The organism is Eionea flava (genome assembly GCF_055393785.1).
This window is the reverse complement of record NZ_AP036018.1, coordinates 996,761-1,009,089: the sequence shown is the minus strand read 5'-3', so window position 1 is coordinate 1,009,089 and position 12,329 is coordinate 996,761. Positions and strand designations below refer to the sequence as shown.

7 protein-coding genes, 5 tRNA genes and 1 pseudogene are annotated in these 12,329 nt (G+C 43.3%); 6 read left to right on the top strand and 7 right to left on the bottom strand.

Annotation, left to right across the window (positions count from 1 at the left end):
• Positions 1-45 precede the first annotated feature (45 nt).
• Positions 46-1,581, top strand: coding sequence for an FMN-binding glutamate synthase family protein (locus tag ACZ5O6_RS04650; protein WP_447090659.1), 1,536 nt, complete (start codon positions 46-48; stop codon positions 1,579-1,581).
• Positions 1,582-1,649: 68 nt separating this feature from the next.
• Here the strand turns inward: ACZ5O6_RS04650 and ACZ5O6_RS04645 are convergent.
• A tRNA-Asp gene (locus tag ACZ5O6_RS04645) sits at positions 1,650-1,726 on the bottom strand.
• Between the two features lie 40 nt (positions 1,727-1,766).
• Positions 1,767-1,842: transfer RNA gene (locus tag ACZ5O6_RS04640), tRNA-Val, on the bottom strand.
• Positions 1,843-2,024: 182 nt separating this feature from the next.
• Between ACZ5O6_RS04640 and ACZ5O6_RS04635 the strand changes: the two genes are divergently transcribed.
• A complete protein-coding gene (locus tag ACZ5O6_RS04635; RefSeq protein ID WP_447090658.1) occupies positions 2,025-3,653 on the top strand; it encodes a two-component system sensor histidine kinase NtrB in 1,629 nt (542 codons plus the stop codon).
• A gap of 18 nt (positions 3,654-3,671) precedes the next feature.
• Here the strand turns inward: ACZ5O6_RS04635 and ACZ5O6_RS04630 are convergent, their stop codons facing one another.
• The 4 genes from ACZ5O6_RS04630 to ACZ5O6_RS04615 all read right to left on the bottom strand — a co-directional run bounded on the left by ACZ5O6_RS04630 (position 3,672) and on the right by ACZ5O6_RS04615 (position 4,738).
• Positions 3,672-4,178 carry a flavin reductase family protein gene (locus ACZ5O6_RS04630; protein ID WP_447090657.1) on the bottom strand — a complete coding sequence of 169 codons (507 nt, stop codon included), beginning with the start codon at positions 4,176-4,178 and terminating at the stop codon, positions 3,672-3,674.
• Positions 4,179-4,437: 259 nt separating this feature from the next.
• A tRNA-His gene (locus tag ACZ5O6_RS04625) sits at positions 4,438-4,513 on the bottom strand.
• A 19-nt stretch (positions 4,514-4,532) separates the two neighbouring features.
• Positions 4,533-4,609 (bottom strand) — tRNA-Arg (locus ACZ5O6_RS04620).
• Positions 4,610-4,661: 52 nt separating this feature from the next.
• Positions 4,662-4,738: transfer RNA gene (locus tag ACZ5O6_RS04615), tRNA-Pro, on the bottom strand.
• A 232-nt stretch (positions 4,739-4,970) separates the two neighbouring features.
• Here ACZ5O6_RS04615 and folD point away from each other — a divergent pair.
• The 4 genes from folD to ACZ5O6_RS04595 all read left to right on the top strand — a co-directional run bounded on the left by folD (position 4,971) and on the right by ACZ5O6_RS04595 (position 8,569).
• Entirely contained in the window at positions 4,971-5,822 is an 852-nt protein-coding gene (gene folD / locus ACZ5O6_RS04610; RefSeq protein ID WP_447090655.1) for a bifunctional methylenetetrahydrofolate dehydrogenase/methenyltetrahydrofolate cyclohydrolase FolD, read from the top strand.
• A 21-nt stretch (positions 5,823-5,843) separates the two neighbouring features.
• On the top strand, positions 5,844-6,572 hold the full coding sequence (gene rsuA, locus ACZ5O6_RS04605; protein ID WP_447090654.1) for a 16S rRNA pseudouridine(516) synthase RsuA: 729 nt from the start codon (positions 5,844-5,846) through the stop codon (positions 6,570-6,572).
• Positions 6,569-7,759 (top strand): class I SAM-dependent methyltransferase, encoded by a 1,191-nt coding sequence (locus tag ACZ5O6_RS04600; protein WP_447090653.1) that lies wholly within the window; start codon positions 6,569-6,571, stop codon positions 7,757-7,759. The genes rsuA and ACZ5O6_RS04600 overlap by 4 nt, the downstream gene beginning before the upstream one ends.
• A gap of 165 nt (positions 7,760-7,924) precedes the next feature.
• Positions 7,925-8,569 (top strand): M91 family zinc metallopeptidase, encoded by a 645-nt coding sequence (locus tag ACZ5O6_RS04595; RefSeq protein WP_447090652.1) that lies wholly within the window; start codon positions 7,925-7,927, stop codon positions 8,567-8,569.
• Between the two features lie 24 nt (positions 8,570-8,593).
• On the opposite strand, the pseudogene metH reads toward ACZ5O6_RS04595, so the two are convergent.
• Positions 8,594-12,308: pseudogene (metH, locus tag ACZ5O6_RS04590) on the bottom strand (methionine synthase).
• Between the last annotated feature and the right edge of the window lie 21 nt (positions 12,309-12,329).

Here is a 12,329-nt window from a genome sequence, read left to right as displayed (position 1 = left end):
TGATGTCATCAAGAACATTTTAATAAAAATAACGCGGAAAATATTATGGAACTACTCCCCACATTAGCTCGCCATATTATCCAGTGGAGTGCCTTAACTTTACTTTTTGTTATCGGTCTAGGCATTATTTATATCGCTATCATTTACGTGATTGATAAAACTCAGACTCAACAAACAATTCGACGCAACTACCCTGTTGTTGGTCGCTTTCGCTATTTTTTTGAACATATCGGTGAATTTTTTCGACAGTATTTCTTTGCCATGGATAGAGAGGAACTGCCTTTTAATAGAGCCGATCGCTCTTGGGTTTATCGAGCGGCAAAAAACGTCGATACTACGATTGCTTTTGGATCGACTCGTCCACTCAGCAATCCCGGCGACCCAATTTTTATTAACTGCCCGTTTCCCACTCTCGATAAAGATATTATGCCATCGAAAGATATTACTATTGGTGAAGGATTTAGCAAAAACCCCTACACCACTAATTCAATTATTAATATCTCCGGAATGAGTTACGGAGCGATCTCCAAACCAGCCGTACAAGCGTTATCTCGAGGAGCAAAAGCGGCAGGTATTTGGATGAATACTGGAGAAGGCGGTCTATCGCCTTATCATCTAGAAGGCGGGTGCGACATCGTCTTTCAAATCGGCACCGCTAAATATGGCGTACGCGATAAGCAAGGCCTTTTATCTGATGAAAAATTACAAACTGTAGCTGCCCACCCACAAGTCAAAATGTTTGAAATAAAAATGAGTCAAGGAGCAAAACCCGGTAAAGGAGGCATATTGCCAGGCAATAAAGTCACCGAAGCTATTGCTAAGACACGAGGTATTGAGGTGGGTCAAGATTCAATTAGCCCCAACGGGCATGAAGATATTACCTCAATCGATGACCTGCTCGATATGATCACACGGGTTAAATCGGCCACCCAAAAACCCGTCGGTTTTAAAACTGTCGTCGGGCATTTGCACTTTTTCCGGGACCTTTGCGAAAAGATACATGAACGCGGACTAGATAGCGCACCAGATTTTATCACGCTTGACAGCGCGGATGGCGGTACTGGCGCCGCACCACAACCATTAATGGACTACATCGGCATGGATATTCAAGAAAGCTTACCGCTGGTTGTGGATATTTTAACAAGCTACGGCTTGCGAGATCGGATAAAAGTCATCGCCTCGGGTAAATTGCTTGTGCCCGGGAAAATTGCTTGGGCACTATCTGCAGGTGCCGACTTTGTTGTCTCCGCCAGAGGTTTTATGTTTGCCCTAGGATGCATTCAAGCATTACAGTGCAATAAAAACACCTGCCCTACCGGCATCACCACACATAAAAAATCACTTCAGGAAGGTCTTGTTCCAGCAGACAAAGCAAAGCGTGTTGAGAATTTTGCTAACAAAGTCGTTTATGGTGTGGGATTAATTGCGCATTCTTGCGGTGTAAAAGAACCAAGAGCATTAAAGCGTAAACACGTTAGGTTGATAGAACATAGTGGCCGATCAACACCTTTCGAAACGGTTTATCCTACGCCAGACGTAAAGGAAGAATACATTAAGGTTATCAACCAAAATGCTAAATGAGTCACCTCTGAAAATTAATGAATGCTAGAAACAAAAAAGCCCTGCTAAAATAGCAAGGCTTTCGAATATGGCGGACCGGACGGGACTCGAACCCGCGACCTCCGGCGTGACAGGCCGGCATTCTAACCAGCTGAACTACCGGTCCGTAGAATGTACTCTTTCGAGTGATAAATCGTCTTCGCATTTGGTGGGTGGTACAGGGATCGAACCTGTGACCTACGCCTTGTAAGGGCGCCGCTCTCCCAGCTGAGCTAACCACCCCCTGTGCGAGAGCTGCGCATTCTACCCGATTCACTTACGGTGTCAAATAGTTTTCTTGATGTTTTTACAAGAAATAAGAAATTTCTGCTTTTGACTTCAAGAACACTGATGACCTCGGTAAACAGATAGAAAATTTGCAATAAGTAGACCTATTACTACGATTAGGTCTATGATGACTTACTATGTTTATAAAAACGTCTATAAAAACCGCTTATCGTGCTTTTACACACCTAACATTGCTAGCTGTTGCTATACCCCCTGCCCACGCCAATGGAAATGCAATAACAGCTAAGCACTCCTCCTCATTAAATACAGCTATACCCATTACTAACAATGACCTATGGCTGCTATTACTCTCTGTCATAGCAGTGCTGTTTATCGTTATTGCCTGTATCGCTTATCGCTTATTCAAAAAAGAAAAAGCGCTGCAATTAAAAGAGCGGGCACTCGACGAATACTATGCTGAATTGACAGAGCAATCGGCGGAAAGAAACGATAAAATTTATCAAATTAATAACCAGTTATACCAAGAAATTGCTAAACAAGAAGAAACCGAAGCGCTGCTTTTAGAAGCAAAAAATTACTTGCGGGGGATTATCAACTCCATGCCTTCAATGCTAATTGGAATAGACCGCGAGGGCCACGTTACTCACTGGAATGATGCCGCGCAAGAAAAAACCAATATTCCGCACGATGAAGCACGAGGCAAGCATATCAACACGCTAATTGATGAACCCATGATCAATATGCGTTTAATTACCCACGCTATTGATAAGAAAAAACCGAGGCGCCTAGAGGCACTTCAAAAAGGTCATGGCAGCAATGCACGCTTTACCGACATCACGATTTACCCAATAACAACCATTGATATAGAAAATGCGGTCATCCGCATTGATGATGTAACGCATCGCGTTCAGCTAGAAAATATGCTTATTCAGAACGAAAAAATGAGCTCTCTAGGCGAGCTAGCGGCTGGCGTCGCTCATGAGATTAACAACCCTTTAGGTACGATACTACAAAGCCTACAAACGATTCAGCGACGATTATCAGACGACCTGCTGACCAACATTAAAGTCGCTGAAGAAAAAGGCATTGATTTAGAAAAATTGGTCGATTATCTGGATGCTAGAAAAATTACTGATTTTTTAGCGAATATTAAAGATGCTGGTGAGCGCGCAGCAAAAATTGTCACTAACATGCTAGAGTTTTCTCGCACACACACTCAAAAGCATGAACCCATGCAATTAATTGACTTGCTTAATCGTAGCATTGATCTTGCCATTAGCACATCTGGGTTACATAAGAAGAAAAGTAACATTTCAGTTACGATCACTCGACACTTCCCCAGTGCATGCCCCACTATCTACGGGATGGCCGCTGAGATACAGCAAGTCATTTTGAATTTAATCAACAATGCCTATCAGGCATTTTTTGATCATCACAATAAGAAAAAATTACTCGAAAACGCCGAAGGAATCAGCGAAGAAATACCATTATCGGCATCCACTGCGGATAAAAACACGCTGCTCATCGATGTCACTCTCACGATTGAAAATGAACACGCCGTTATCAAGATAGGAGATAATGGGCCGGGGATGGATGAATGGACGCAGCAGCATATTTTTGAGCCATTCTTTACAACTAAGGAAACAGGGAAAGGCACAGGGCTAGGATTGTCGGTATCTTATTTTATTATCACCGAACATCATCACGGCTCTATTACGGTTGAATCTAACACCTCCGATTCAGATACCGCAGAACCCAATACACCGCAAGGCACAATATTTACGATTCGCTTACCGCTATCATAAAAAGCAATTCAAACAGATCTAGGCAATTTCAGCATAACGCCCATCAACATAGACGAGTGGGCTCGCTTCACCTTCATCTATTAATGTTTTCTGAATACAGCCAACAACAATACGGTGCGTACCATACTGTATATCTTGGCTATCCACTCGACAGAAAAAAGTCGCTTGCGCATCTGCGAGATAAGGTAAACCTTCATCATTTTTCTGCCAATCACCACTATTAAAACGCTCTTCTCCAGCATCACGCGCGGCACAAATATTAGAAACATGCTGCTGTGATTGAGATAAAACATTCACAACAAAAGGCTGCCCCATTGATAATAACGAATACATTGTTGCTTCTTGATTCACACAAACTAGCAATGATGCGGGCTCATCAGATAGAGAGGTCACCGATGACGCTGTCATAGCGTAGCGCCGCCCTTCTACGCTTGTAGAAATAACACATACGCCCGCAGCTAGACGCCGCATACCTAAACGAAAATCCGCTTTTAGCGCATCGTTACCTTGTGCTGAATCAGTCATAGTTATTCTCTAATCGTTGTTCGCTATATAGACATGTCAATTGAATTTTCGATCATTGTAACCGCGCTCACCTAACAATTCTATTTTACGCAGTATTAACAATTGCAAACAATCGCTATCACCTCGCTGAATAACGCCATAATGGATCAAACCATCATTTTTCATCGAAAATAAGTGAGTAGTAATTGTTTAGAAATAGAGGCATTACTTACGCATCTATTGTGGCTTTAGACGTAAACAATGAAAGAAAAAAAGAGAATGGGGTGACTGATGGGTCTCGAACCCACGACCACCGGAATCACAATCCGGGGCTCTACCAACTGAGCTACAGTCACCATAAAAACTTACTTCAACTGGCGCGCCCGAGAGGATTCGAACCTCTGACCGTCCGCTTAGAAGGCGGATGCTCTATCCAGCTGAGCTACGGGCGCATGTACATTTTCCCGTAGTCATGGCCTTGCCATTATTGTCGATTTAGATGAATGGTCGGAGTGGAGGGATTCGAACCCCCGACCCTCTGGTCCCAAACCAGATGCGCTACCAAGCTGCGCTACACTCCGATAAAACTCATCATTGCATTAAAATCAAACAATGATTAACTACCTGCAAACGGCCATGTTTGAAGAGGTGCGCATAATACCACGCACTTTGAGACAGTCAATGATAAATTAAAAAGTTTATGAAAAAAGCCATAATAATCGTCTCACAATAACAGATAATACACCGTAAACATTGGCCTTATATCGACACCTATGGGAAAATGCGCTTTTTCAATATTCAGGAATCATGACCATGAGTGCACGCTTACTTGACGGCAAACTAATCGCAAAGCAAACCGAAACCGAACTAAGCGCACGTATTGATCATCTCAAAAAAACCAGTGCTGGCAGAACGCCTATATTAGCAACCATTCTAGTAGGTAGTGACCCAGCATCCGCAACCTATGTGAACATGAAAGGCAACGCGTGCCAACGCATCGGTATGAACTCCCTTAAAATTGAGCTGCCTGAGACAACGACGACTCAGCAATTACTCGCTAAAATTGACGAACTAAATAACAATCCAGACGTCCATGGCATTTTGTTACAACACCCCGTTCCCGCACAAATTGACGAACGCGCCTGCTTTGATGCCATATCCCTAGAAAAAGATGTCGACGGTGTCACCTGTTTAGGTTTCGGCCGCATGAGCATGGGCGAAGAAGCCTATGGCTGTGCAACCCCTAAAGGCATTATGCGCTTGCTCGAAGCCTACGATATAGAATTATCCGGTAAACACGCGGTGGTGGTTGGGCGCAGCCCTATTTTAGGTAAGCCGATGGCCATGATGTTGCTAGGAGCGAATGCAACCGTCACTATCTGTCACTCACGTACGCAAAACCTTAGTGAACACATCAAACAGGCCGACATTCTCGTCGGTGCAGTTGGCAAGCCGGAATTTATTAAAGCCGAATGGATTAAAGATGGCGCTGTCGTGGTCGATGCGGGATACCATCCTGGCGGCGTTGGCGATATTGAGCTCGCCCCACTCATTGACCGAGTAGCCGCATATACTCCAGTGCCCGGGGGCGTTGGGCCAATGACCATCAACACTCTAATTTATCAATCAGTCGCTTCTGGTGAAAAAAGCCTACTCTCTGAATAGCCCACGGCTAAATAGGACTGCATGAAAAAGAGTAATGGCGCAGCAAGCCGTGTAAGGCTAGACAAGTACGTTGCCTCAGTGAGTGACTATTCACGCACCGAGGTCAAACGTTTGCTCAAGCAATCCCATATACGGGTTAACGGTGAAACCACCAAAGATCCTGCACAACATGTCTGCAGTGCTACCGATACTGTTACGCTATACGATGAGCCCTTAGCACTATTGGCTCCGCGCTATTTTATGCTGAACAAACCACAGCAAACAATCTGCGCCACAGAAGATAGCATGCACCCGACTGTCATCGACTTAATCAATGAACCGAATAGTGAACAGTTACATATCGCTGGCCGACTAGATAAAGATACTACGGGCTTGGTATTGATTACTGACGATGGCCAATGGAGCCATCGCATCACATCACCCAACCATGATTGTATAAAAACTTACCGAGTATCAATCAGCGAATCCTTATCAGATACAGCTAAAAAACAGCTAGCTCAAGGCGTACAATTGCACAACGAAGACAAGCCCACTCGCCCTGCCACGGTTATTACGATTGACACTACCACTATTAAGCTATCAATTAGTGAGGGTAAATACCATCAGGTAAAACGCATGCTGGCAGCAGTTGGCAATCATGTTGAGCAGTTACACCGCATATCTATTGGTGACATCACACTTGATACAGAATTAGAGGAAGGAGAGTATCGAGCGCTCACTAAGGAAGAAGTCATGACGGTTAGCCTATGACTACTATGAATAACCCCGACTCTTCTACTAACACTTACCACGACACTAGCTTTGACACGCTACTGCCTTATTTATCCGCAAGCGATGTATGCACATTATGGGTCGCTGATGAAAATGCTCTACACGTACTCAAGCAATTACCCATACAGAAAACAACGCGATTATTCTTATTAACCAATCGTTATGATATTTTCACTACCGCCAAAGAAAAAAATATTAACGCAACGTTTAACGATTTTGACTTCTCGCAACTCGACATACCCGACGACCTACTCGTCACTCGCGTCATTTACCGAATTTCAAAAGAAAAAGCCGTTGCCCATCATATTTTCTATGAGACAAACCAACTGCTTTCTAAAACCGTAAGCTCTACGATAAAAAACAAAAAAATACCTGAACTAGTGATTAGCGGAAAAAAACAAGAGGGGATAAAGAGCTATCAAAAACACCTAATCCAGACCTATCAATGCCAAGGGCAACTGAAGAAAAATGGCACGAACTATCACGGTATTTTTTCAGGCTTTCGATTAACCGAAGAACAAGAAAAAAGCACACCCAAAACAGCAACACCAGCCAACATATCGACTTATCACAACATACATACTATCGATGCCGATGAAAACAATCGCAACGAAGAAATCACAACGCCGAAAAAGGCATATACCAAAGCGGGTATTTTTGGCTGGAATAAAATCGATAAAGGCAGTGAGTTACTGTTGCGCAGCTTATCTGGCATTATGGCTAGCATGACACCTAAGCCTCAATCTATACTTGATTTAGGTTGTGGCTACGGATGGATTTTTCTCAACTTACCCCACTACCTTCACACAACCACAAGCACTCACTTATCTATCACCGCAACCGACAACAATGCTGCAGCCATTCTTTGTGCACAAAAAAACAGTATAGATCTACCTTTTTCCGTTCATGTGATAGCCGACGATTGCGCTAAAAATATTAAAGAGAGATTTGATCTCATTCTATGTAACCCACCGTTTCACCAAGGGTTCAGTCACGACAAATCACTCACCTTAAAATTTTTAGAGCAAACCAAAAAACATCTAAAAACTAATGGCATGGCTATTTTTGTCGTTAACGAGTTTATTCAACTACCTTATAACGACTGGTTTAGCTCGCAAAAAGTTATCGTTAAAGAACAAGGTTTTAAAGTTCTCACACTCTCATAACTCATCCGTCATCGCATATAAAGATAGCTGCCCCTGCAAAAGTAAAAATTTCAGCTATACTAAAAGCATGCATTAAAAAAACAGTGCAAAACACATGATATAAAAGATTTCTTGGCTTCGCACATAAGCAGCCTCTCAAGTCGCAGCTTAGCGGAAGGAGGATGAATGATGGCGAAGTTAGCATTTATTATTTATTTATTTTTCGCAGTCAACAGCATTGCAACAGCAGGGCATGACACAAAAAGTAATCTATCTCATTCAGGACCACAACCCTTCAATGCATTCAACAACATCTATCTAGTCGGTTCAACACAGCATATTCAAAAACTACACACTTGGCTAAGCGAGATAATGACAACCGCCAAAGGCCAGCGCACACTCGAAGCTATCAATCAATCTGGCCATATCCTTACCATTAAACATGCATTTTCTGCACGCCTTTCAGCGGGAAGAACTATCGCGCCGATGACGGAAAATTTAATTAACCACACTGGAGAAAGCGTTACCATTATTTTTGATGCCGATAGCCCAGAAAAAGGCACGCATCGTGTTTTCAACAAGCACTTTCAGTTGATTGAATTTACTGCTGTACAAAACTTATATCATGAACTCGCACATGCCATGCATAAAATGCAAGGCACATGGCGCTATTTTGCATCAGAGGCACAAGCCATAGAGGAGGAGAATATTTTTAGAACAGAGTTGGCAAAAAAGAAAAACCAAACCGTTGCTTTACGCTTTGGAAAGGACGGTGAAAAAATCGGTGGATTAGAAACAGCCACCGAATTACAAGTAAGCCTCAACCAATAAGCTGCTTACTAAAAAACGCAACGATTAATCCGCCAGCGTCGGCCTTAACCAACGTTCTGCCGTATCCATGCTCCATGCTTTTCTTTCTGCATAATTACGTAATTGATCCTTATCAATTTTTCCCAAACCAAAATAACGTGCTTCAGGGTGTGCAATATACCAGCCACTAACAGACGCCGCAGGATACATTGCATAACTATCGGTCAGCTGACTACCAATAGCATTTTCGACATCAAGCAATGTCCACAACGTTGCTTTCTCGCTATGCTCCGGACATGCTGGGTACCCTGGCGCAGGACGAATACCACGATACGACTCTTTGATTAATGCGTCGTTATCTAACTGCTCATCTTCAGCGTAACCCCAGTACTGCTGTCGCACTTTTTCGTGCATCAGCTCTGCCATTGCTTCCGCAAAGCGGTCGGCGATCGCTTTAACCATGATCGCATTATAATCATCTAATGCTGCTTCATATTCTTTTGCCAATGTTTCGGCTCCATAACAGCCGACGGCAAATGCACCCATATAATCTTTAACACCTGAAGATGCAGGTGCAATAAAATCAGCCAAAGAGCGGTATGGCCGATCTGCAGGGCGATCCACTTGTTGGCGCAGATGGTTTAAGGTAGCCGCAACCGTCGTACGCTCCTCATCAACGTACAACTCTGTTTGATCGTTATCAATACCGTTAGCGGGATATAAGCCTATAACAGCATGACATTGCAACAAGTTACTATCAATAATTTCTTGTAGCTTCTCTGTTGCATCTGCAAATAATTGGCTCGCTTCTTCACCAACAACATTATCAGTGAGAATATCAGGATATTTACCGTGTAGCTCCCATGTTTTAAAAAATGGTGTCCAGTCAAAACGGGCAACCACTTCTTCCAATGGGCAATTAAGAAAGACTTGCTGTCCCAGCACCGGAGGAACAACCGCTTGATAATTTGACCAATCAATTGCTGCAGGATTAGCTCGTGCTTTGCCTAAAGGTGCAAACGCTTTTTTAGAGCGTCGATTGGCATTTTGTTCTCGCACTTTTTCATTATCTACTTTTATTTTGGCAATCACCGCGTCTTTATTATCGCTCAATAAACCACTAGCGACCGGTACAGACTTCGACGCATCAAGAACATGGCATGTCACACCCTGATATTTTGGTTCAATTTTAACGGCTGTGTGTACTTTGGAAGTAGTAGCGCCGCCAATAAGCAATGGCATGGTCATTCCACGTTCTTGCATCATTTCAGCGACGGTGACCATTTCGTCAAGTGATGGAGTAATTAACCCCGATAAACCGATAATATCTGCATTATGCTCAACGGCAGCATCCAATATTTTTTCTGGCGCAACCATCACGCCTAAATCAATCACTTCGTAGTTGTTACAAGACAAGACGACACCAACAATATTTTTACCAATATCGTGTACATCACCTTTAACAGTCGCCATGATAATCGTGCCGTTATTTTGGCTTTCATCACCTGAACGCTTTTTTTCTTCCTCGATGTAGGGCAGTAAATACGCAACGGCTTTTTTCATGACGCGCGCACTTTTTACCACTTGCGGCAAAAACATTTTACCTGCGCCAAATAAATCACCAACAACATTCATGCCTACCATCAGCGGGCCTTCAATAACATGCAATGGCTTATCCGCCTGTTGACGTGCTTCCTCTACATCTTCTTCAATAAATTCGCCAATACCTTTTACTAAAGCATGAGTAATACGTTCTTGTAGCGCATTTTCACGCCACTTTAACTTATCGCTTTCTTTAACGTTACTCGCTTGATCTTTTACTTGTTCAGCAAAATCAACTAAACGTTCACCCGCATCTTCTCGACGGTTAAGCACGACATCCTCAACAACTTGCAACAAGTCTTTAGGAATATCATCATAAACGGTGAGCATACCGGCATTCACAATGGCCATATCCATGCCATCTTTAATGGCATGATATAAAAAGACCGAATGCATGGCTTCACGCACCGTGTCGTTACCACGAAAGGAGAATGATACATTCGACAAACCGCCCGATACTTTTGCACCCGGCAGGTTTTCTTTTATCCATCGAGTCGCCGCAAAAAAATCGACAGCGTAGTTATCATGGTCACTAATGCCCGTGGCAATCGGAAAAATATTAGGGTCAAAAACAATATCTTCAGCTGCAAAACCGACATCATTCACTAAAATATCGTAAGATTTTTTACAAATATCGATACGGCGCTGATAAGTATCTGCCTGCCCTTTTTCATCAAAGGCCATCACGACAACCGCCGCACCATAGCGCTTAACAATTTTTGCGTATTGAATAAATTCTTCAACACCTTCTTTCATCGATATTGAATTAACGATGGCCTTACCCTGAACGCACTGCAAGCCTGCTTCGATAATCTCGAACTTTGAAGAATCGATCATAAATGGAACACGACAAATATCGGGTTCTGCTGCTAGTAAGTTGAGGTAACGGCGCATAGCAGCCACACCATCCAACATCGCATCATCCATATTGACATCAATAATTTGTGCGCCATCTTCGACTTGCACACGCGCAATTTCTATCGCTTCGTCGTAGTTTTCCTCTTGAATCAAGCGTGCAAATTTGCGTGAGCCCGTTACATTCGCTCGCTCACCAACATTCACAAAACCGGTGGTTTTGTTAACGACTAACGGCTCTAAACCACTCAGAACCATATCTGGAATTGTTTTATTCATCATCGCCTGTCTTTTATTGGTGTGTTAATTTTCGAGGGGCATGTTGTTGCGCCAATGCGTGCAACGCGGCAATATGCTCTGGTGTGGTGCCACAGCATCCACCCAAAATATTAATATGTGACGTTTTTACAAAGGCTTCGATTTGCTCAGCCATTTGCTCTGGCGTTTCGTCGTATTCACCAAACTCGTTAGGTAAACCTGCATTCGGGTGAGCAGAAATATAAGCGGTTGCAATAGCGTCTAACCGTTTCACATAAGGCAACATTTCATTGGCACCCAGAGCACAATTTAAACCAATACTCAGCAAATCACCGTGCATCATTGAAATCCAAAAGGCTTCTGCTGTTTGTCCAGATAAGGTTCGGCCACTAGCGTCTGTGATGGTACCCGACACCATCACTGGGATATTGCCCCATTTATCTCTGATTTCAGCCATCGCATATAAACCAGCCTTGGCGTTTAACGTATCAAATACTGTCTCGATCATTAATACATCAGCACCGCCTTCTAGCAATGCATCAGCTGCATCAAAATAGGCTTCACGTAACTCATCAAACGTTACTAAACGCTTACCGGGGTCATTCACATCGGGAGATAGAGAAGCAGTACGATTGGTCGGCCCTATAGCACCGACAACAAAGCGTGGCTTGTCTGGCGTTTTAGCCGTCCAAATATCGGCGGCACGGCGTGCACATTGCGCCGCTTGAAAATTAATATCATAAACATGCGCTTGCATATCATAATCAGCTTGCGCAATGGTCGTTGCATTAAAAGAGTTGGTCGTTGCAAAATCAGCTCCCACCTCAAAATATGCTTCGTGTATCGATTGAATAATATCAGGGCGAGTAATCGCCAATAAATCGTTATCGCCTTTCAATGGCGATGGGTGCTCAGGAAAATGCTCACCACGGAAATCGTCTTCCCCAAGTGAATGGCGCTGAATCATCGTCCCCATTGCACCATCAAGCAACATAATACGCTTCGATAATATCGTTTTGAGGGTTTCTAAGGTCGATGTATTCATAAAGGTAGCTGCATACTTTTG